Source organism: Nocardia nova NBRC 15556, from assembly GCF_001613005.1.
Lineage (GTDB): Bacteria > Actinomycetota > Actinomycetes > Mycobacteriales > Mycobacteriaceae > Nocardia > Nocardia nova.
Genome location: NZ_BDBN01000050.1, coordinates 1 through 20,367, shown reverse-complemented (window position 1 = coordinate 20,367; position 20,367 = coordinate 1). Strand labels below are relative to the sequence as shown.

The following is a 20,367-nucleotide window of genomic DNA, read 5'->3' as shown; positions in this document are numbered from 1 at the left end:
GATGACGGCGGAGCCGGAATTTCCGACAGCGTGGACGACGATCCCGGCTCTGGTATCCGAACAGGCACGCCGGAACGGGTCGACCGTCGCGATCGTCGAGGGCCGGACCCGCCTCACCTACGCCGAACTCCACGTCGAGGCGTCGCGGGTGACCCGTGCGGCGATGGCCTGCGGCGTGGCCGCCGGGGATCGCGTCGCGATCTGGGCGCCCAACAGTGCGCGCTGGATCGTGACGGCACTGGGCCTGCTCGGCGCGGGGGCCACCCTGGTCCCGATCGGCACCCGGCTGCGCGGACCGGAAGCGGCGGACATTCTGCGCCGCACCCGATGCCGTGGGCTGTTCACGGTGCGCGGATTTCTGGGAATCGACTATCCGAGCCTGCTCACGGATCAGGGCGTCCTGCCGATCCTGGATTTCACGGTCCTGCTGTCCGACACGCGCACGACGGACAGCGCCGGCGCCGCGCCCGAGATCGCCTACTCCCGCCGCACAGTGGCGGATCGACAGACAGCCGACGATGTGCTCGCATCCGCCGGAGCATCGGGGTCGCATCGGGACTCCGCCGGAACCGGTGCCCAGTCGTCCCCGGCCGGGCGCCGGTCGGGCAGCGCACCGACCGGCTGGCCGGAGTTCCTGGCCGAAGCCGAGCGAATCCCGTTGTCGGACGCGCGGTCCCGCACCGACGCGGTATCTGCGGAAGCAGTCTCCGACATTCTGTTCACCTCCGGCACGACCGGCAGGCCCAAGGGAGTCCTGACGACCCATCGGCAAACCCTGGCCGTGCTGGATCGGTGGGCGAGCGCGGTCACCTTGCGCCACGGTGATCGCTGCCTGCTGGTCAATCCGTTCTCGCACACCTTCGGATACAAGGCGGGCATCGTCGCCTGCCTGTTGCGGGCGGCCACCATGTTTCCGGTGGCGGTGTTCGATCCACGATCCGCGGCGGATCTCATGACGGCCGAGCGAATCACCGTACTCGCCGGCCCGCCGACGGTGTTCACCGATCTGCTCGCGGTGGAGCGGTCCTACCCGGAGCTGCGACTGGCCGGCACCGGCGGCACGGCGATCCCGGCGGAGCTGATCGCCCGGATGCGCGCCGACCTCGGCGCCGATCAGGTGTTCACCGCCTACGGTCTCACCGAATCCGTCGGCGTGGTCGCGGTCTGCCCGCCCGGCACGGATATCGAGCGCTCCGCCCACACCGTGGGTAAAGCTCTGCCGGGCAGCGAAATTCGCATCCTGGGTACCGATGGTCGCGAGGTGCCGGTCGGTACGCCGGGCCGGATCGTGGTGCGCGGCCCGAATGTGATGGACGGATATCTCGACGACGCGGACGCCACTGCCGCCGCGGTCGATCCGCGGGGCTGGCTGCATACCGGTGACGTCGGCGCTCTCGACTCCGACGGTTATCTGCGGGTCACCGATCGGCTCGAGGATATGTTCATCGTCGGCGGTTTCAACGTCTCTCCGGCCGAGGTCGAACAGACGTTGCGCGGCTTTCCGGGGATCGCGGAGGTCGCGGTCGTCGGCGTACCCGACGAGCGCCTCGGAGAGGTCGGCGCCGCCTTCGTGGTGCCCTCCGGGACGGCGCCGTTCGACGCGGACGATCTGCTCGCGTGGTGTCGCACCCGGTTGGCCGGATACAAGATTCCGCGCACGGTGCGGATCCTCGACCGGTTGCCTCGCACTCCCGCGGGAAAGGTGCACAAGCGCCGATTACGTTGCGCGCAATGATGTTCGCGGCCGGGCCGGTGATCGCCGGCCCGGCCGCGAGTGGGCTACTTGCCAACTTCGTTGCGCATCTGCGCGGTGAGGATCTTCTGATATCCGGAACCGAAGATCCGCGGCAGCAGGTCGATCATCCGGGCGTCGTTGCCGATCAGCACCTTCGCCTTGTCCTTGCGAATGCCGTCGACGATCGCCTTGGCGGCCTGCTCCGGACTGGTCTTGGCGAGCCGGTCGAAGTTGGCGGCCAGCGCATCGCGGTCCCGGGTGGCGCCCGCGCGCGCCTTCCACGCGATCTCGGTCCGAATCATGCCGGGATGGACGCAGCTCACCGCGACGTTGTGCCCGGCGATCTTCATCTCCTGGCGCAACGCGTCGGTGAAGCCCCGGATCGCGAACTTCGTCGCGTTGTAGGCACCCTGGGTCGGGCACGCGGCCAGGCCGAACATACTCGACACATTGACGATCGCGCCGTCACCGGACGCGATCACGTGCGGAAGAAAGGCTTTCGTCCCGTAGGCCACGCCCCAGAAGTTGATGTTGACGATCCATTCGAAATCGTCCCAGCTGACCTCTTCGGTGCTGGCGGTCAGCGACACACCCGCGTTGTTGACCACGATGTTCACCCCACCGAAATCGCCGGCCACCTGGTCGGCGTGGGCGTACACCGCGTCGCGGTCGGTGACGTCGAGACGGTAGGCGCGAGCGTGTGCGCCCTTCTTCTCACACAGTGCGGCGGTCTCGGCGACATTGTCGATATTGCGGCCGGACAGGGCCAGGCGCGCGCCGTGGCCGGCCAGCTCCAATGCCACCGCACGGCCGATGCCGGCGCCGGCGCCGGTGATCACGGCGGTCTTACCTGCGAAATTCTTCACCGCGGAAATCCTTTGTGTCAGTGGGAGGTGAATCCGCCGTCGGCGACGAATTCCGAACCGGTGCTGTAACCGGACTCGTCGGAAATGAGGAACAGCACGAGATTCGCCAATTCCTCGGGAGTGCCGGGACGCGCCAACGGCTGATCGTGGAACATCGAATTCGACCGCGCCGAATCGGTGGTCATTTCGGTCATCACCACACCCGGATGCACCGAGTTGACGCGAATTCCCATGGGGCCGAACTCTTGTGCCGCGGTTTTGGTCATGCCGCGCACCGCCCATTTGGAGGCGGTGTAACCGAGGATGTTGGAGAAGCCGATGATCCCGCCGACCGAGGAGATGTTCACGATCGACCCGCCACCGGCCCGCCGCATCGATCCGACAACGGCCTTCATACCCAGGAAGACACCGACCTGATTGACGTCGATCACCTTGCGGTAGTCGGCTTCGGCGAGGGTTTCGATCGGATCCACATGCACGATGCCGGCATTGTTGACCAGGCCCGAGACGGGTCCGAACGCCGATTCCGCCTGCGCGACAACGTCGTTCCACGCGGCTTCGTCGGTCACGTCGTGGGTGAGGAACAGCGCCGCCTCGCCCAGTCGTGCGGCGGTCTGCTTGCCCTCCTCCGCCAGCACATCGGTGATCACGACGGAGGCGCCTTCGGAGACGAGCCGCTGCGCGAACGCCGCGCCCATTCCCCGGGCTGCGCCGGTGACGACGACCGTTTTACCGTCGATCCTGCCCATGGTCACTCCTGTCCCGTGCGTGCGGCGGGCTTGCGGCCGTTGGTCACCCGCTTCGAGGCCGATGCGGCGGCCGCGGTCTGCGGTTCGCGGGCGTCGGCGAGATGGTTGGCGGCGATGTACCCGAAGACCATGGCGGGCCCGATCGTCGCGCCCGCGCCCGCGTAGTCGTTACCCATGACCGACGCCGAATTGTTGCCCGCCGCATACAAACCCGCGATCGGCGCGTTCTGTCCGTCGAGCACGCGGGCATATTCGTCGGTGCACAGCCCGCCCTTGGTGCCCAGGTCGCCGGGCACCATTTCCACGGCGTAGAACGGCCCTCGCTCGAGCGGGGCCAGACAGGGATTCGGCTGCACGGTGGGATCGCCGTAATACCGGTCGTAGGCGGAATCGCCGCGACCGTAATCCTCGTCGCGCCCGCTGCGGGCGAAACCGTTGAAGCGCTGCACCGTGGCCGCCAACGCCGCCGCGGGAACGCCGATCTTGTTCGCCAGCTGCTCGAGGGTATCGGCCTGGGTGATGATTCCGGCGTCGAGATACTTCCGCGGAATCGGGCGCTTCGGGAAATTGCCGAGGAACAGATACCGGTCCCGGAAGGTCTGATCCATGATGAAGTACGCCGGGATGTGGTCCACCCCTGCGGCCTGCTGCTCGTACATGGTGTGCACGACATTCACATACGGCGCCGACTCGTTGACGAACCGTTCCCCGGCGTGATTGACCATGATGCCGCCGGGTTGCGCGCGTTCGGCGAGGCAGAAGAACGGCGGCCCCTCGGGGTTGCGCACCGAGGGTCCCCACCACGCGTCGTCCATGAGATCGACCGCGCCGCCCGCCTTCTGGCCCGCGACGATGCCCTCGCCGACGTTCTCGGTGGCGCCGACCGTCCAATCGGTGGACTGCGGCCCGGAGATGTACTGCTTGCGCATCTCCAGGTTGTGTTCGAAACCGCCCGCCGCCAGCACCACACCACGACGCGCCTTGATCAGCACCGGAACGCCCTGGTGTTCGGCGCGCACCCCGACCACCGCGCCGGCCTCGGCGACCAGCTCGGTCAGCGGGGTGTTCAGCCACACCGGCACCCCGGCGTCGCGCAGTGACAGCCACAGCCGCGCGGCCAGGGCCTTGCCCAGGCTCAGCGGCAGCCGGCCGCGCAGCTTGTTCGCCACGGCCTGCGCCCCCACCTTCATCGCGGTGCGCTTACCCGCCCAGGTACGGGCGATCATGTTCAGATCGTGGAAGTCGCTGACGGTGAAGGCGATTCCCTTCGGCCCCGACATGGTGGGCTGGTTGATCTTGTGCAGATCACCACCGAGCAGCCGGCCGTCGATCGGAGCCGGTTCGATGCTGCGTCCCTGAGCCAGCCCGCCCGGGAATTCGGGGTGGTAGTCGGAGTAGCCGCGGTCGTAGACGAACTGCCAGTACTTGCTGCGCGCCCCGATGTAGCGCATCATCTCCGGCCCGTGATCGAGGAAGGCACGCTGTTTTTCCTCCGGAACGCGGTCGCCCACAACGGCTTTCAGATATGTCCGAGCCAGTTCGGGACTGTCCGGCACACCCGCGGCCTGCAACACCGGATTGTTCGGGATCCAGATACCGCCACCGGAGCGCGCGGTGGATCCGCCGAAGCTGCGGCTCTTCTCGATCAGCGTCACCGACAGCCCGCGATAGGCGGCGGTCAATGCCGCGGTCATACCGGCCGCGCCCGAGCCGACGACCACCACGTCGAATTCGAATTCCTGTGTCATCCGTCCTTCTTCCCCGTCGTTGCATTCGACGCTATGGCCGCTCGGCCGCGCCGACACGGCACGGTCCCGACCAGCGGGACTTCGGGCTGACCAGTGCGGGTCCGGAAAGGACTATTTCGATTAGGCATACTCGCGACGACAGGGAGCACGCGGATGAAGTTCTCGATGATCTTCGAAGCCCAGATGACCGATCCGACCGCCGAGCACGAGGCGCAGGTGCTGCGCGACTGTGTGGAGCAAGCCGTGCTGGCCGACGAGATGGGCTTCGACACCGTCTGGGCCGTCGAGCACCACGGGCTCAAGTGGTACGCGCATATGAGCGCCCCCGAGATCTTCCTGACCTGGGTGGCGGCCAAGACACAGCGCATCCGGATCGGCCACGGCGTGGTGTGCATGCCCTTCAACTTCAACCATCCGGTGCGCGCGGCCGAGCGTGCGGCCATGCTGGACGTGCTCTCCGGCGGCCGGCTGAATCTGGGGGCCGGGCGCGGTGCGACACCGGTCGAGACCTCCATGTGCGGGGTGGACCCGGCACGCACCTATGCCGAGGTCGAGGAGTCGCTGCGGATGATCGGCACCGCGTGGCAAGAACCCGAAGGCGACTTCGAGTATCACGGCGACCTGCTCGACATCGAGCCGCACGCGCTGCTGCCGCGTCCGGTGCAGCGACCGCATCCGCCGCTGTTCATGGCATGCACCAAGAAGGACACCCTTAAGCTGGCCGCCGACTACGGAATCGGCGCTCTGGTACTGGGTTTCGCGGGTGTGGCGGAAATCGCGGAACTGCGCCGCACCTACGACGAGGCGATCGCGGCCCGCACCGGTGAGCGGTTCGTCTCGACGGTGACCAACGACCACTTCGCCGCCCTGTGCCCCACCATCGTGCTCGACGACCGGGAGCGGGCGCAGCAGATCGGCGCGCGCGGCCAGCGGTTCTTCGCGCAGTCGATCAAGCACTACTACGGCGCGGGCCCGGTGCCGGACGAGGCCGTCGATCCCACCGTGGACGAGGTGGCGCGGATCAAGGAGGCCGCCGACGAGCACGTCGCCTACCTGCACGAGGCCAAGATTCCGGTGAATGCGGGGTCGACCTCGGTGTTCAACGCCGACCACGCCTACGGCAGCCCGGAGGACGCGATCGCCTACGTCGAACGCCTGCGCGATGCCGGCGCCGACGAGATCCTGTGCCTGATCCAGATGGGCACGGTGCCTCAGGAGGCATGCCTCGAGACGATCCGGCACTGGGGCGAAAAGGTCATCCCGCACTTCCGGAATCAGTGAACCCGTCACAGCCGAACCACGCGCCGATCTCGCTCATCGAGACTGCCGCGAGCCGAGTACGCCGCATGCGGCGCAGGATCTCGGCATATTTTCGAGGAGGAGAAGTCGAATGGTCGATCTCACAGGCAAAGTCGCGTTGATCACCGGCGCGGCACGCGGGCAGGGCGCGGCGGAGGCACGCCTGTTCGTCGAACGCGGTGCGCGGGTCGTGCTCACCGACGTTCTCGACGCCGACGGAAAGCAGTTGGCCGACGAGCTCGGCGAGGCGGCGCGCTTCGTCCGCCACGACGTCACCTCCGCCGACGATTGGAATGCCGCTGTCGCCGTGGCTCTTTCGGAATTCGGTGCGCTGAACGTACTGGTGAACAACGCCGCGATCTACACCGCGAAACCGCTCACCGACACCACGCCGGAAGAGCTCGAGAAGATTCTCCAGGTCAATCTGGTGGGCGCGTTCCGAGGCATCCGGTCGGTCGTGGGGCCGATGTCCGGGGCGGGCGGGTCGATCGTGAACATCTCGTCGCAGGCCGGGCTCGAGGGGCTGATGGGCCACTCCGCGTACGGCAGCTCCAAATGGGGGCTGCGCGGTCTCACCAAGACCGCGGCACTCGAACTGGGGCCCAAGGGAATTCGCGTCAACTCCGTCCACCCCGGCCCGATCGCGACCCCGATGGTCCCGTATCTGACCACCGGCCCGGGCAGCTTCCCGACCCTGCCGCTGCAGCGCACCGGCGTGCCGGAGGAGGTCGCGGAACTGGTCGCCTTCCTCGCCTCGGACGCATCATCGTATGTCACCGGCGCGGAAGTCACCGTCGACGGCGGACTCGCCGCCGGAAAGTTCATGCCTCCGGAGCCGCAGGAGGCGCCGTGAGCAGGCCGAACGCTTACGGGGCGACGGGCGGTAGCCCATGCCGATGACGCCGCATACACGCGCGGTGGTCGATGCGGCGACCGCCGCGTTTCCCAAGCTCGGGACCGAAGTGCTCGACGCGGTCCAGGCCCGGCGACAGCTCGCGTCTCGCCCCGCTGCGCCGGTTGTGCCGATTCCGGTTGCGACGGTGCGGGATTCGACCGTCCCCGGCCCTGGTGAGGTCGACATCCCGGTGCGGGTGTACACCCCGCGGGGTGGCGCCGAGCCGCTGCCGGTCGTGCTGTTCTGCCATGGTGGTGGCTTCGTGATCTGCAGTCTCGACAGCCACGATCAGTTCTGCCGGACGATGGCGAACGAGACCGGCGCACTGGTGGTTTCGGTGGATTACCGGCAAGCCCCGGAACATCGGTTCCCGGCCGCCGCACAGGACGCGTACGCCGTGCTGTGCTGGATCGGCGCGGCCATCGCGCGATACGGCGGCGACCCCACCCGGATCGCCGTGGCCGGGGACAGCGCGGGCGGCAATCTGGCGGCGGTCGCGGCCCTGATGGCGCGCGATCTGGGCGGCCCGGCGGTGGCAGCGCAGCTGCTGATGTATCCGATGCTGGACCCGACGCGCGCCGGCGCGTCGTACCGGGACAACGCACAGGGCTATTTCGTCACCGACGATCATCTGCGCTGGTACTGGGAGCAGTACCTCGGCGATGCCGACGGCACCGATCCGTACGCGGCGCCCCTGCTGGCGGATCCGGCCGGGCTGCCTCCGGCGCATATCGCCACCGCGGAGTACGACCCACTGCGTGACGAGGGCGAGGCCTACGGCGCACACCTGGCCGCGGCCGGTGTCCCGGTCGAGGTGCACCGCTACGAGGGCATGTTCCACGGCTTCATGACCATGGGCGATGTGCTGCCCGACACCGCCACCGCGAACGAACGCGCCTTCGCGGCACTGCGCCGGGCGTTCGCTGCGCGCAGGGAGCACGCCGTGACCGTCCAGCGGAGGTTCCGGCCGATGGGCTGACGCGCGGTCGCCCGCGGCGGGCAACCGATCGAATATTCGAGTGCGTCCTCGCCCCGAGATCCCTACCGTGAACAGGGAGAGTTCGTTCACGAAAGGATCGGATCATGTTTCCCGTCGAGCTGCGCGGCACCAAGGCGCAGACGCTCATGTGGGCCCACGAGCACGAGGTCGAGCCGGCCGCGCTGCAGCAGCTGCGCACCCTCGCCCAACTGGAATGGGTCTACGGCGTCCGCGTGATGCCCGACGTGCATCTCGGTAAGGGAGCCACGGTCGGGTCCGTCATCGCCATGAAGGACGCCGTCGCCCCGGCCGCAGTCGGCGTCGACATCGGCTGCGGGATGGAAGCGGTCGCGACCTCGCTGACCGCCTCCGATCTGCCGGACGATCTGCATTCGCTGCGTTCGCGCATCGAGGCGGCCGTTCCGGTCGGATTCAACGCGCACAAGGAGCCGGTGAAGGTCACTCGCCTGCAGATGGACGTGCACGGCCGCCGGGCGACCGGCGCCACGCTGCGGGCCGGATGGTCCGCGTTCTGGAGCCGGTTCGGCGATCTCGACCCGGCGGTGCAGCAGCGAGAGTCCAAGGCGCACAAGCAGATGGGCACTCTCGGCGGCGGCAACCACTTCATCGAGGTCTGCCTCGACACCGAACAGCGCGTGTGGATTCTGCTGCACTCCGGAAGCCGCAATATCGGCAAGGAACTGGCGGAGCGGCATATCGCCGTGGCACGCACCCTGCCGCAGAACCGGGACCTGCCGGATCGCGATCTGGCGGTATTCCTTTCCGGCACACCGGAAATGGATGCCTACCGGCGCGACCTCACCTGGGCGCAGGAGTACGCGGCGCGCAATCGGGCGGTGATGCTCGACCTGGTGTGTGGTGCGGTGCGTGACGAATTCGATTCGCTGGCGGTACGTTTCGACGAGCCCATCTCCTGCCACCACAACTACGTGTCGGAAGAGATCATCGACGGCATGCCGATGCTGGTGACCCGCAAGGGCGCGGTGCGGGCCGGGGCCGGTGACCTCGCTCTGATCCCCGGATCCATGGGTACCCGCTCGTATGTGGTGCGGGGCAAGGGAAATCCCGCCTCGTTCCAGTCCGCATCGCACGGTGCGGGCCGCCGCATGAGCCGCAATGCGGCCAAACGGCAGTTCACCGTCGCGGATCTGATCGCGCAGACCGACGGCGTGGAGTCGCGCAAGGACGCCGGGGTGATCGACGAGATCCCCGCGGCCTACAAGGACATCGACACCGTGATCGCGGCGCAGAGCGATCTGGTCGACGTGGTCGCGACGCTGCGTCAGGTGCTGTGCGTGAAGGGCTGAATGCGGATTCGTTCCGGCATGCCGGGTCGGCATGCCGGAACGACCGGAGTCATTTGCGCAGCACTCCGACCATGCCCGCGCCCAGCAGCATCATGCCCGAGATGAGGGCGAAGCCGTAGGTCACCCAGGAGTGCAGCGCCACCTGCATCGTGGCGTCGGTGAAGGGGAGGTCGCCGATCAGGCGGAAGGTGTCGTCCGGGTACAGCAGGTGCAGCACACCGGGGAAGATCCCCCACACCAGACTGGCCACGATCGTGCCGACCGGCGAGAAGGCTGCCATCGCGGCGACGAACAACAAGAGCAGGGAACCGCCGAAGATCTCCAGCGCCGCGGTCCAGCGATCGGTCACCGCACCGACGATGACCCAGTATCGGATATCGGCTCCCCCCTTGGCGGCGAACGCGATTCCGATGGGCGTCACGATCAGCCCGAACAACACGCCCGAGAGGGTCCGGCTGGTGACACCGCGGCTTTGGAACTGCGCCCCCGGTGGGGCCCAATCCGCAGGTGATTCGAACTTCTTGGCCATCGCCCGTTCCTCCCGCATTCCCGCGCATGCCAGTGGACCTCGCAGTCCGATCGCCCTCATTGTCCTGCCTCGCGGCCGAAAATGCCCGACGCCGGGCGGAAAACGTTCGTGGCGTGGCGGTCCCGGGTTGCCGATGGTTAGCATCGGCTATGCCCTCGACATCCGGATCTGCCCGACCGCCCGAAATTCCCGGAGTGCGCCGCAGTTTCATCGAGGCCCGCGGCGTGCGATTCCACGTCACCGAGGCCGGTGTGCCCGACGGCCGGCCGGTGCTGCTGCTGCACGGATGGCCTCAGCACCACTACGCCTATCGGCATCTGCTCGCCGATCCTCCCGCCGGGCTGCGCCTCATCGCCCCGGATCTGCCGGGGTACGGATGGTCCGGACCACCTCCGCATCGCTGGGCCAAGGAGGACGTCGCCTCCGATCTGCTGGCGCTGGTGGACGAGCTCGAACTGTCCCGGCTGCTGCTCGCCGGTCACGACTGGGGCGGGTTCGTCGGATTCCTCATGGTGCTGCGGGAGCCGGAGCGGTTCGAGGGCTATCTGCCGCTCAATATCGCGCACCCGTGGATCACCGCCAAGACCTTCGCGCCGCATGCGTGGCGCTTCCTGATGTACCAGCCGCTCGTGGCCACATTCGGCGTGCCGTTGCAGCGGTACACGCCGTTCGTCGATCGCCTGTTGCGGCTCGACGCCGAGGCCCGGCGCACGTTCACCCCGGAACTCGCCCGGATCTACGGCGAGCGGTTCCGCGATCCGGCGGTGGCCCGCGCGGCCACCGACACCTACCGCACCTTCTGGTTGCGGGAACTTCCCGCCGCCCGCCATCCGGAACGCCGCCGCGCGACGATCCCGATCCGGGCGCTGTTCGGCACCGGCGACGCGGCCATCCACCCGGCGCTGGCGGCCGCGGAGACCGCGCGGGCCGACGACTACACCGTCGAATATGTCCACGGCTGCGGGCATTTCATCCCGGAGGAGCGACCGGACCTCGTCCGGGACCGGCTGCTGGCGCTGGCCGCCGAAACCGGTTAGATACCGCCGTGACCGGGCGGTCCTCCGCCAGGCCGGCCGGTTCTCGGACCGAGTTTCCGGGCACGGGGTGCGGCTGTAGCCGGATGGTGGCCAGGTGTCGGAGGGGTCGGGCACGATGGAGCGCGTGACTACCACCGAGCTGCGCGAATCCGCCGAATCCCTGCTGCGCGAGCTGGCCGGGCCCGAGGCGCGGCTGCGCGAGGATCAGTGGACGGCCATCGAAGCGCTGGTCGTCCAGCGGCGGCGGGCGCTCGTCGTCCAGCGCACCGGCTGGGGCAAATCGGCGGTGTACTTCATCGCCGCCCGGTTGCTGCGGTCGCAGGGGCGCGGGCCGACGGTGATCGTGTCACCGCTGCTGGCGTTGATGCGCAACCAGGTCGCCGCCGCGCGCCGGGCGGGCGTGATCGCGGAGACGATCAACTCCGGCAACGTCACCGAATGGGACGAGATCCATCAGCGGGTCGCCGCCGGTGAGGTCGATGTGCTGCTCGTCAGTCCGGAACGGTTGAACAATCCCGATTTCCGCGATTCGGTGCTGCCCAAACTGGCCGCCGACGCCGGCCTGGTCGTGGTCGACGAGGCGCACTGCATCTCCGACTGGGGCCACGATTTCCGCCCCGACTACCGCCGCATCCGCACCCTGATCGCCGACCTCGGCGAGGACATCCCGGTGCTGGCGACCACCGCGACCGCCAACGACCGCGTGGTCACCGACGTCGCCACGCAGATCGGCACCGACACCCTGGTGTTGCGCGGCACCCTGGACCGGGAGTCGCTGCATCTGTCCGTCGTGCGGATCGACGACGCCGTCCAGCGCACCACCTGGCTCAGCCGGCAACTGGGCGAGCTGCCCGGCTCCGGAATCATCTACACCCTCACCGTCGCGGCCGCCCACGACTTGGCCGACGTCCTCGCCGACCACGGCTACCCCGTTGCGGCCTACACCGGCCGCACCGAACCCGGGGAACGCGAAACCCTCGAACAGGCCCTGCTGGACAACGACGTCAAGGCGCTGGTCGCCACGTCGGCGCTCGGCATGGGCTTCGACAAACCCGACCTCGGCTTCGTGGTCCACGTCGGCGCCCCCTCCTCCCCCATCGCCTACTACCAGCAGGTCGGCCGCGCCGGACGCGGACTGGTCGCGAGCGGTTCCGGCCCTTCCAACCGCGCGGAGGTCATCCTGTTGCCCGGTCCCGAGGACCGGCGGATCTGGAATTACTTTGCCTCCGTGGCCTTTCCGCGGGAGCAGGTGGTGCGGTCGGTGCTGGCCGCGCTGGACTACGAACGGCCCCTGTCCACGGTGGCCCTCGAACCGCTGGTGGAACTGAGCCGGTCGCGGTTGGAGATGGTGCTCAAGGTGCTGGATGTGGACGGCGCCGTGCGGCGGGTGCGCGGCGGCTGGCTGGCCACCGGGCAACCGTGGACCTACGACACCGAGCGCTACGAGCGCCTCGACCGGGCGCGCGAAGCGGAACAGAACGCCATGCTCAAGTATCAGAGCACCACCGAGTGCCGGATGAACTTCCTGCGCCGCCAACTCGACGATCCGGGCCTCGCCCCGGACGCGCCCGGGTGTGGTCGCTGCGACAACTGCACCGGTCGCCGTTTCGACGTCTCGGTCGACGCCGCCGAGGTGGCCACCATCCGCGCCCGGCTGGACCGGCCCGGAATCGATCTGCTCCCCCGCAAGCAATGGCCGACCGGGCTGTCGAAGCTGGGAGTTCCGTTGTCCGGCAAAATTTCCGACGGCCCCGAGGTGGGCCGGGTGCTGGGCCGGCTCAGCGATCTGGGGTGGGGCCAGCGCCTGCGAACGCTGCTCGACGCCCCCGACGGCCCCGCACCCGACCACATCGTCGACGCCTGCATCGCCGTTCTGCGCGAATGGAATTGGACGCAGCGCCCGGGAGCGGTGATGGCACTGCAATCGGCGACGCATCCCGCGCTGGCCGCCGACCTGGCCGCCCGCCTGGCGCGCATCGGCCGTCTCACCGACCTCGGGGTCCTGCACACCCGGCCCGACCGGCCACCGGTGTCGGCGGCCAACTCCGCCCACCGCGTCGCAGCCCTGTTCGACTCGTGGGAAACCCCCGACCTCACCGGGCTCGACACTCCCGTCCTGCTGGTCGACACCCACACCGACACCGGCTGGACCCTCACCCTCGCGGCCCGCACCCTCCGCCACGCCGGCGCCCCCGCCGTCCTCCCCTTCGCCCTGGCGACCCCGACGTGAGGCCCGCACGCGGCGCGTACAGTGCCCGGCGATCGATCACCCACTATCGTCGATCCGGTGACCAGTAAGTCGACGCCGGCGGTGGAGTTGACGGTCGGCGAGCATACGGTGCGGGTGTCGAATCCCGATCGGGTGTACTTCCCGGAACTCGGGGCGACGAAACTCGATCTGGTGCAGTACTACCTGAGCGTCGGCGACGGGATCGTCAACGCCCTGCGGGACCGGCCGTGCATGCTGCACCGCTTCCCGAAGGGATTGCCGGGCGGGAAGGTACATCAGAAGCGGCTGCCGGCGGGGGCGCCGGACTGGATTCCGACCGTGCGCGTGCACTTTCCGCGCTACAACCGGTATGCGGACGAACTGTGCGTGCGGGAACTGGCGGACGTGATCTGGGCGGTGCAGATGTCGACGGTGGAGTTCCATCCGTGGAACTCGCGCCGCTTCGACACCGAGAAGCCGGACGAATGGCGCATCGATCTGGATCCGATGCCGGATTGCCCGTGGTCGCGGGTTCAGCGCGTCGCGGAGGTCGCGCACGAGGTTCTCGACGAGCTGGGCGCGGTCGGCTGGCCCAAAACCTCCGGCGGACACGGCCTGCACATCTACGTGCGCATCGCCCCCGAGCACGGCTTCCAGCAGGTGCGCCGCGCCGCGCTGGCCTTCGCGCAGGAGGTGGAGCGCCGCGCCCCCGATGATGTGACCACGACGTGGTGGCGCCGCGACCGCGATCCGGCACTGCTGTTCGTCGACTACAACCAGAACGCCCGCGATCACACCATCGCCGCCGCCTACTCGGTGCGCGGGAATGCGGCCGCGACCGTCTCGACCCCGGTGCGGTGGAACGAGATTCCCGATATCGAACCGAACGACTTCACGATCAACACCGTCCCCGCCCGCTACGCCGAAGTCGGCGATCTGCACGCGGGCATCGACGACGCGGTCTTCGACCTGAATACGCTGCTGGAATGGGCGGACCGCGACCGGGTCGAGGTGGACCTCGACGAGGACGAAGGAGCACACGAGGCATGACGGGCGCACCCCGCATCGCACTGGCACCGATAACCGACGACCGTGTGGCACAGGCGATCACCGGCGCGGGAGCACAACTCGCGGAGCTGGGTGAGGCCAGGGCGCTGGTGTGGGACGGCGGTCCGAACGGATTCCCCGACCTGCCCGCATCGATCGAATGGGTGCAGCTGTACTCCGCCGGGGTCGAGGAGTTCTTCGCCGCCGGCATCTTCGAACGCTGCCCGAATGTGGTGTTCACCTCGGCCGCGGGTGCTTTCGCGAAAAGTGTTGCCGAGGGCACGATGGCGCTGCTGCTCGCCGGTGTGCGGTATCTGCCGGAACATATCCGCGCCCACAGCTGGCGGCAGGGCGAATTCTTCCCCCATATCGGGACCCTGCGCGGGGCGACCGTCGCGGTGGTCGGCGCGGGCGGTATCGGTCGCGAGGTCATCGCCATGCTGGAGCCGTTCGGGGCCCGGGTGATCGCCGTCAGCCGCTCCGGCCGGCCGATCGAGGCTCCCAATGTGGCGGACACGATTCCGGCGGAGCGGCTTTCGGAGGTGTGGGCTCGCGCCGATCACGTGGTCGTCGCCGCCCCCGCCACCGACGGCACCCGGCACCTGATCGGCAAAGACGAACTCGCTCAGCTGAAACCGCATTCGTGGGTGGTCAATGTCGCCCGTGGCTCGCTCATCGACACCGAGGCTCTGGTCGCCGCACTGCGGCAGGGCGCCATCGGCGGCGCGGGCCTGGACGTGACCGATCCCGAACCGCTCCCCGATGGCCATCCGCTCTGGGACCTCCCGAATGTGATCATCACCCCGCACGATTCCAACCCGCCGCAGCTGCGGACGGCCGCGTTCGCCGAACACGTCGCCGAGAACGTCCGCCGCTTCGCGCAAGGGCGTGAGCTCATCGCCCGAATCGATCCGGCCGCCGGTTACTGATCACCGCCGATGGCTACCGCAGGGGGATGTCGACCCCGTGCTGCTCGGCCGGGCGCGGACCGAATATCCGGCGTTCGGCCTCGGTGATGGGCACGTCGTTTATGCTCGCCTCCCGGCGTGCCATCAACCCCTGGTCGGTAAATTCCCACAGCTCGTTGCCGTAGCTGCGCCACCACTGACCGGTACGATCGTGCCATTCGTACTGGAACCGGACGGCCATGCGGTTTCCGCGGAAGCCCCACAGGCTCTTGCGCAGCGCGTAGTCGAGTTCGCGTTCCCACTTCGCGGTCAGGAATTCGACGATCTGCTCCCGGCCGGTGATGAATTGGTCCCGGTTCCGCCAGGCCGAGTCGGGGGTGTACGCGAGCGCGACCCGCTGCGGGTCGCGGGTGTTCCACGCATCCTCGGCCGCCTGCACCTTCTGTGCGGCGGTTTCCAGGGTGAACGGCGGATAGGGCGGGCGTGTTTCGGACATCGGATTCCTGCCTTTCAACGGAGAACGTTCATTCTCCACCGATGCGTTACAGTAGGGAACGTACGTTCTCGATGTCAAGGGAGTCCGGTCCATGCCCGCCGCGCTCAGCGCCGAACGCAATGCCTCCGACCGCACGGCGCTGCTCGACGCCGCCGAGCGGTTGATGTACGCGCACGGCGTGCAGGCGGTGGGCATGGACCGGATCCGCGAAGTGTCCGGCCTGTCGCTGAAGCGGATCTACTCCATGTTCCCCACCAAGGAGTACCTCGTCGTGGCGATGCTGCGCCGCCGCGACGAGCGGTGGCGACAGGCGCTGGCCGAGCATGTCGAACGGTACGAGGACCCCACGCGGCGAGTGCTCGCGATCTTCGAGTGGCTTCGGGAGTGGTTCGGCGAGAACGGGTTTCGCGGCTGCGCGTGGATCAATATCCACGGTGAGCTCGGCGCCGACTCCCCGGCCGTGCTGGCGGAAGTGCGCTCGCACAAGGCGGCGTTTCGCACCATGATCGCCGAATGGGTGGACGCGACCGGGACCGACGCCGCCGACGCGATCTACCTGCTCGCCGAGGGGGCCATCGTCACCGCGGGCATCACCGGAGACCCCGAGATCGCGTCGGTAGCGGAATCCTCGGCCGCTCGGACACTTTCGGCCGCTCGGCCCGGCGAACCGAACGAACGACGGGCGCGCCGGGGCTGAGTTCAGCTCCAACCATTCGGCGTCCCTCGTTCCGACTGGCAGCCGCGCCCTTACGATCGCCCGCTTGCCGCCTCGGCCCCCGCCTCCGCGGCCGCCGCCACCCAGGCTGCGATGTCGGCGACCACAGCCTCGTCGACATGTTGTGGCGCTTCGTAATCCGACGGCGTGGACGGACCGCTTCCCGCGAAGAGCATGTGGTCGTCGGATTCGTAGACGCGAATGTCCACGTCGCCTCGGCCGTCGAAAGCTTGCCGCCATCCGGCCAGATCGTCGGCGACGGTGACCTGATAATCGCGTCCGCCCTGAGCGATGAACATGGGCTTGCGCACCGCGAGCGCGGTGGCGACCGGGTCGTATTCGCGCAGGTCCAGCCAGGTGCCGGCCGCCAGCCCCAGGGGCAACTCACCGGCCGGAGTGGATTCGGACAAATCGGCGCGTTCCACTCGTTCGGCCTGGACGAGTAGTTCCCCGGGATCCGGCAGCACCGCTCGCGCGGACTCCGGCGCGACCGCCGTCAGATAACGGGCGACGCGCACGGCCGCGCGCTGCATCGGCTGAGTATCGGCGGCCAGCAGGATCACACCGGCGATCGCCGGTTCGGCCGCCGCGACGCGCGGGGCGTATCTGCCACCCATGCTGTGCCCGAGGACGAAGATCCGGCACGGATCGACATCGGCACGCGCCCGCAGGGCCCGCACGGCCGCGACCGCCGGCGGCACGTAATCGGCGGTCGGAGTGATGTCCGCCCAGTTCCCACCGCGCGCCGCTTCGAGATGACTCGGCTTGTCGAAGCGCAGCACGACAAGCCCGCCGGTCGCCAGGCCCCAGGCGATGTCCTTCATCGTCTTGTTCGCACCGGCTGTACCGTCTCGATCGAAAGGTCCACCGCCACTGAGCAATACGACCGCAGGATGCCGCGTGGCGGTTCGACGCGGAACGCTCACCGTGCCCGGGACCGGACCGACCGCGGTCTCGAGGGCGATCTCCTCCTCGTCGAACGCCGCCGAGTCGGCGTAGTGCGGCGGTTGCCACGGCGGCACATCGTGCGCGATGCGCAGGCCGCTCAGTTTCCCGCGCACGACCGACATGAGGATCGTCGCCTCCCGGTCCGGGACCGGCACCGCCACTACGCCGTCGCGAACCTCCGCGGCACCGGGCGTCGCACCCGGCCCGATCTCCCGATGCCAAGCGGCGGTGAGGTTTTCCGGCGACAGCAGTGCGCGCAGCGGAGTCCCGAAATGCTCGTAGGCCTCGCCGAATCGGCCCGCGCACAGCATCCGGACCACGGCCTCACCCACTGCGGCATCGTTGCGGTTCATCGGGTCCTCCCTTACACCGCAGATCGCGGCGCTATTGTTCTCAACTTTGAGAAAGATAGCAAGAATGAGAAGATTTGCCAATGGGACCGATCGAACTGCTGGCACATCCGGTGCGCCTGCGCATCGTGCACGCGATGTCCGGCGGCCATACGCTGACCACCGCGCAGTTGTGCGCGCGCCTTCCCGACGTCTCGAAGGCCACGGTCTATCGCCACGTGGATCTCCTGACCGGCGGCGGGATTCTCGAGGTGACCGAGGAGCGGCGGGTGCGCGGGGCGGTGGAGCGGCATTACCGGCTGCGCCGCGAGCGGGCCGTCATCGACACCGACGCGGTGGCCGCCGCGAGCCATGACGAGCATCGCGCCGTCTTCACCACCGCGATGACCACCCTGCTCGCGGAGTTCAACGCCTATCTCGATCGCGAGAACGCCGATCCCGCAACCGACTCCGTCGGGTACCGCCAGCATGCCCTGTGGCTCGACCCGGACGAGCTGGCGGACCTCATCGCCGATTTGCGTGCCGCGATCGTTCCGCGCCTGCACAACGAGCCGGCCGACGGCCGGACACAATATTTGTTGAGCCCCATACTTTTTCCGATCGGCCACCCGCACACCGAGAGCCGGAACGGGGTCGGCACCACCGAGTGAGGCGCAGCGGACACCGCATGGGGTGCCATGCCCCGGCCACTCCCCGATCCGCGCGCACTGCCCGAAATCGCCCCCCGATGAGGGCCCTGATCCGACCAACACCGACGCCGGAGCCCCCGCAGTCAGCTTCATCCCGACCACAAGCGCCGACAACACCTGACCGAGGAGAGCCTGCCGCTACGCGCAGTCTCCACCGTCCCCCGCGGTACGGTGGCCGCGTTTCCGTTTTACGCCGTAGGCTGCGGAGCGCGACCCTGTCCGCCTATCGGAGGAGTTGTGCATGGTGTTCGGGTTACCGAAATTGCCGCCGCTGCCGGTGGTGCGGGCCGTCGAGACCGTTCGCTACGCGCTCGGCGAAGCCTATCGGCGGTTGGCGCCGGCGCCGCTGTCGTTGATGGAGTTGCTGGCGGCGGGGTGGCTGGCGCAGGCGATTCACGCGGCGGCGGCACTGGGGATCGCCGATGAGCTGGCGCGGGGACCGCTCACCGGCGCCGAGCTGGCGCGGCGTGTGGGAGCGGACGAGGACGCGCTGCGCCGGCTGTTGCGGCTGCTCATCAGTCACGGCATCTTCGCTCAGCGGCGCGACGGACGGTACGGGCTCACCGCGCCCGCTCGTGCGCTGTGCAGCGGCTCCCCGGAATCGCTGCGTGATGCCGCACTGTTCTTCGGCTCGGCCACGCACCGGGCGCATTGGACACATGTGGTCGATGCGGTGCGGACCGGCAAGCCGGTGGGGCCACAGCTGGACGGGGCGCCCTTCTTCGAATACATCCGCACCGACCGTCGATTCGGTGATCTGTTCGACCGCGCGATGACCAGCATCGGATCGCTCACCACGGAATCCTTGTTCGCCGCTTACGATTTCGGGCGCTTTGCGACGATCGTGGACGTCGGCGGCGGACGCGGCGCGATGCTCTCCGAGATCCTCTCGCGCGCACCCGGCACCCGGGGCATCCTGTTCGACCTGCCCGATGTGGTGGCCGGTGCGGCGGAGCGGTTCGCGGCCGCCGGGTTCGACGGGCGAGCCCAGGTGGCGCCGGGGTCCTTCTTCGAATCGGTTCCCGCGGGCGCGGACGCGTATCTGCTCAAACACGTGATTCACGATTGGCCGGATGCGCGCGCCGAGCAGATCCTGCGCACCGTACGCGCCGCGATGGCCCCGGCCGCCCGGCTGATCATCGTGGAAATCGTGCTGCCCCAGGACAATCGGCCGCATCCGGGCAAGTACACCGACCTGGAGATGTTGATCAACAGCGGCGGCCGCGAGCGCAGCGCCGGTGACTACCGCGCTCTGCTCGCGCGCTGCGGTTTCGAGCTGACCCGCATCACCGAGACGGTGTCACCGGAATCCGTGATCGAGGCGCGACCGGTATAAGGGCCGCCCGCGCTATCGCGGACCGCGCGGCCGCCGGCGCGGATACGGGCGGACATTGCCGACATGCTGCTCGACCAGTTCGCCCCACCAATTGGCGAGGGAGCCGACCAGAAACCATGCGGCCCGGATTCGTTCGTCGTCGAGCGTCTCGGCGTCGCACAGCAGGACCGTGGCGCGCACCTGCGCGGCGGCGAGTCCGTCGACGGCCGCGCCGAGGGACCGCGCATGCGCCGGGGCGCCGGTGCGGTCGCTGACCCAGCGGTCGATGTGGACGACGATTTCCCTTCTACGGCAGTCGATCTCCGCTACGCGCACCGGGGAGCGACGGCGGACGAGGTGGAGTTCGGCCAGTTGGCGGGCGGCCCGGGTGACCGGATGGTCGTCGGCCTGGTCGCCGATATGGCCGCAGCAGGCGGCGAGTAGTTCGTGTCCGTCGGGTATTCCGGGGTGCAGTTCGGCGGCCGTGCCCGGGGCGCCCGTCCCCACGGCGCCCCGGTCCACCGC

At 68.7% G+C, this 20,367-nt stretch carries 19 protein-coding genes; 12 read left to right on the top strand and 7 right to left on the bottom strand.

The window, feature by feature from the left end; translation table 11 throughout:
• Position 1 precedes the first annotated feature (1 nt).
• A complete protein-coding gene (locus NN2_RS20265; protein ID WP_082857136.1) occupies positions 2-1,735 on the top strand; it encodes an AMP-binding protein in 1,734 nt (577 codons plus the stop codon).
• A gap of 44 nt (positions 1,736-1,779) precedes the next feature.
• Here the strand turns inward: NN2_RS20265 and NN2_RS20260 are convergent, their stop codons facing one another.
• Genes NN2_RS20260 through kstD form a run of 3 tightly spaced genes read right to left on the bottom strand, consistent with a single transcriptional unit; the run spans position 1,780 to position 5,098 of the window.
• Positions 1,780-2,601: an SDR family NAD(P)-dependent oxidoreductase gene (locus tag NN2_RS20260; protein ID WP_063015496.1), complete on the bottom strand. Its 822-nt coding sequence runs from the start codon at positions 2,599-2,601 to the stop codon at positions 1,780-1,782.
• Positions 2,602-2,618: 17 nt separating this feature from the next.
• Positions 2,619-3,350 (bottom strand): glucose 1-dehydrogenase, encoded by a 732-nt coding sequence (locus NN2_RS20255; protein WP_063015495.1) that lies wholly within the window; start codon positions 3,348-3,350, stop codon positions 2,619-2,621.
• A 2-nt stretch (positions 3,351-3,352) separates the two neighbouring features.
• The gene (gene kstD / locus NN2_RS20250) at positions 3,353-5,098 is read right to left on the bottom strand and encodes a 3-oxosteroid 1-dehydrogenase (RefSeq protein WP_063015494.1); all 1,746 of its coding nucleotides are present in this window, start codon (positions 5,096-5,098) and stop codon (positions 3,353-3,355) included.
• A 153-nt stretch (positions 5,099-5,251) separates the two neighbouring features.
• Here kstD and NN2_RS20245 point away from each other — a divergent pair, with 153 nt between their 5' ends.
• The 4 genes from NN2_RS20245 (at position 5,252) to NN2_RS20230 (ending at position 9,599) form a co-directional block, all read left to right on the top strand.
• The gene (locus tag NN2_RS20245; protein ID WP_063015493.1) at positions 5,252-6,379 is read left to right on the top strand and encodes an LLM class flavin-dependent oxidoreductase; all 1,128 of its coding nucleotides are present in this window, start codon (positions 5,252-5,254) and stop codon (positions 6,377-6,379) included.
• A gap of 109 nt (positions 6,380-6,488) precedes the next feature.
• Complete coding sequence (locus NN2_RS20240) at positions 6,489-7,250, top strand: glucose 1-dehydrogenase (RefSeq protein WP_063015492.1); 762 nt, start codon at positions 6,489-6,491, stop codon at positions 7,248-7,250.
• A 43-nt stretch (positions 7,251-7,293) separates the two neighbouring features.
• Positions 7,294-8,271 carry a LipP1 family hormone-sensitive lipase gene (lipP1, locus tag NN2_RS20235; protein ID WP_082857135.1) on the top strand — a complete coding sequence of 326 codons (978 nt, stop codon included), beginning with the start codon at positions 7,294-7,296 and terminating at the stop codon, positions 8,269-8,271.
• Between the two features lie 104 nt (positions 8,272-8,375).
• On the top strand, positions 8,376-9,599 hold the full coding sequence (locus tag NN2_RS20230; protein WP_063015490.1) for an RtcB family protein: 1,224 nt from the start codon (positions 8,376-8,378) through the stop codon (positions 9,597-9,599).
• A 49-nt stretch (positions 9,600-9,648) separates the two neighbouring features.
• Here NN2_RS20230 and NN2_RS20225 read toward each other — a convergent pair whose 3' ends face one another.
• Positions 9,649-10,128: a hypothetical protein gene (locus NN2_RS20225; RefSeq protein WP_030512770.1), complete on the bottom strand. Its 480-nt coding sequence runs from the start codon at positions 10,126-10,128 to the stop codon at positions 9,649-9,651.
• A 149-nt stretch (positions 10,129-10,277) separates the two neighbouring features.
• Here NN2_RS20225 and NN2_RS20220 point away from each other — a divergent pair, with 149 nt between their 5' ends.
• The 4 genes from NN2_RS20220 to NN2_RS20205 all read left to right on the top strand — a co-directional run bounded on the left by NN2_RS20220 (position 10,278) and on the right by NN2_RS20205 (position 15,350).
• The gene (locus NN2_RS20220; protein WP_063015489.1) at positions 10,278-11,165 is read left to right on the top strand and encodes an alpha/beta fold hydrolase; all 888 of its coding nucleotides are present in this window, start codon (positions 10,278-10,280) and stop codon (positions 11,163-11,165) included.
• A gap of 115 nt (positions 11,166-11,280) precedes the next feature.
• Positions 11,281-13,395 (top strand): RecQ family ATP-dependent DNA helicase, encoded by a 2,115-nt coding sequence (locus NN2_RS20215; RefSeq protein WP_063015488.1) that lies wholly within the window; start codon positions 11,281-11,283, stop codon positions 13,393-13,395.
• A gap of 57 nt (positions 13,396-13,452) precedes the next feature.
• Positions 13,453-14,424 (top strand): non-homologous end-joining DNA ligase, encoded by a 972-nt coding sequence (gene ligD, locus NN2_RS20210; protein ID WP_063015487.1) that lies wholly within the window; start codon positions 13,453-13,455, stop codon positions 14,422-14,424.
• A complete protein-coding gene (locus NN2_RS20205; protein WP_063015486.1) occupies positions 14,421-15,350 on the top strand; it encodes a D-isomer specific 2-hydroxyacid dehydrogenase family protein in 930 nt (309 codons plus the stop codon). The genes ligD and NN2_RS20205 overlap by 4 nt, the downstream gene beginning before the upstream one ends.
• Before the next feature lie 13 nt (positions 15,351-15,363).
• Here the strand turns inward: NN2_RS20205 and NN2_RS20200 are convergent, their stop codons facing one another.
• The gene (locus tag NN2_RS20200; protein ID WP_063015485.1) at positions 15,364-15,825 is read right to left on the bottom strand and encodes a nuclear transport factor 2 family protein; all 462 of its coding nucleotides are present in this window, start codon (positions 15,823-15,825) and stop codon (positions 15,364-15,366) included.
• Between the two features lie 91 nt (positions 15,826-15,916).
• Between NN2_RS20200 and NN2_RS20195 the strand changes: the two genes are divergently transcribed.
• Positions 15,917-16,522, top strand: coding sequence for a TetR/AcrR family transcriptional regulator (locus tag NN2_RS20195; protein WP_063015484.1), 606 nt, complete (start codon positions 15,917-15,919; stop codon positions 16,520-16,522).
• A gap of 50 nt (positions 16,523-16,572) precedes the next feature.
• Here NN2_RS20195 and NN2_RS20190 read toward each other — a convergent pair whose 3' ends face one another.
• Positions 16,573-17,841 (bottom strand): alpha/beta hydrolase family protein, encoded by a 1,269-nt coding sequence (locus NN2_RS20190; RefSeq protein WP_063015483.1) that lies wholly within the window; start codon positions 17,839-17,841, stop codon positions 16,573-16,575.
• Between the two features lie 80 nt (positions 17,842-17,921).
• On the opposite strand from NN2_RS20190, the gene NN2_RS20185 reads away from it, so the two are divergent.
• Together NN2_RS20185 and NN2_RS20180 are read left to right on the top strand one after the other, a co-directional pair.
• Complete coding sequence (locus tag NN2_RS20185; protein ID WP_063015482.1) at positions 17,922-18,488, top strand: helix-turn-helix domain-containing protein; 567 nt, start codon at positions 17,922-17,924, stop codon at positions 18,486-18,488.
• Positions 18,489-18,768: 280 nt separating this feature from the next.
• Positions 18,769-19,863 carry a methyltransferase gene (locus NN2_RS20180; protein WP_063015481.1) on the top strand — a complete coding sequence of 365 codons (1,095 nt, stop codon included), beginning with the start codon at positions 18,769-18,771 and terminating at the stop codon, positions 19,861-19,863.
• A 12-nt stretch (positions 19,864-19,875) separates the two neighbouring features.
• On the opposite strand, the gene NN2_RS37790 is transcribed toward NN2_RS20180, so the two are convergent.
• Positions 19,876-20,367 (bottom strand): hypothetical protein (locus NN2_RS37790; protein ID WP_063015480.1); only part of this gene is annotated, 492 nt, incomplete at its 5' end.

Coding starts and splice junctions, on each gene's coding strand:
- lipP1 (WP_082857135.1), top strand. CDS start 7,294: ATGACGCCGCATACACGCGCGGTGGTCGATGCGGCGACCGCCGCGTTT.
- NN2_RS20230 (WP_063015490.1), top strand. CDS start 8,376: ATGTTTCCCGTCGAGCTGCGCGGCACCAAGGCGCAGACGCTCATGTGG.
- NN2_RS20185 (WP_063015482.1), top strand. CDS start 17,922: ATGGGACCGATCGAACTGCTGGCACATCCGGTGCGCCTGCGCATCGTG.
- NN2_RS20200 (WP_063015485.1), bottom strand. CDS start 15,825: ATGTCCGAAACACGCCCGCCCTATCCGCCGTTCACCCTGGAAACCGCC.
- NN2_RS20225 (WP_030512770.1), bottom strand. CDS start 10,128: ATGGCCAAGAAGTTCGAATCACCTGCGGATTGGGCCCCACCGGGGGCG.
- NN2_RS20215 (WP_063015488.1), top strand. CDS start 11,281: ATGGAGCGCGTGACTACCACCGAGCTGCGCGAATCCGCCGAATCCCTG.
- NN2_RS20195 (WP_063015484.1), top strand. CDS start 15,917: ATGCCCGCCGCGCTCAGCGCCGAACGCAATGCCTCCGACCGCACGGCG.
- NN2_RS20220 (WP_063015489.1), top strand. CDS start 10,278: ATGCCCTCGACATCCGGATCTGCCCGACCGCCCGAAATTCCCGGAGTG.
- NN2_RS20240 (WP_063015492.1), top strand. CDS start 6,489: ATGGTCGATCTCACAGGCAAAGTCGCGTTGATCACCGGCGCGGCACGC.
- kstD (WP_063015494.1), bottom strand. CDS start 5,098: ATGACACAGGAATTCGAATTCGACGTGGTGGTCGTCGGCTCGGGCGCG.
- NN2_RS20205 (WP_063015486.1), top strand. CDS start 14,421: ATGACGGGCGCACCCCGCATCGCACTGGCACCGATAACCGACGACCGT.
- NN2_RS20255 (WP_063015495.1), bottom strand. CDS start 3,350: ATGGGCAGGATCGACGGTAAAACGGTCGTCGTCACCGGCGCAGCCCGG.
- NN2_RS20180 (WP_063015481.1), top strand. CDS start 18,769: ATGGTGTTCGGGTTACCGAAATTGCCGCCGCTGCCGGTGGTGCGGGCC.
- NN2_RS20245 (WP_063015493.1), top strand. CDS start 5,252: ATGAAGTTCTCGATGATCTTCGAAGCCCAGATGACCGATCCGACCGCC.
- NN2_RS20265 (WP_082857136.1), top strand. CDS start 2: ATGACGGCGGAGCCGGAATTTCCGACAGCGTGGACGACGATCCCGGCT.
- NN2_RS20190 (WP_063015483.1), bottom strand. CDS start 17,841: ATGAACCGCAACGATGCCGCAGTGGGTGAGGCCGTGGTCCGGATGCTG.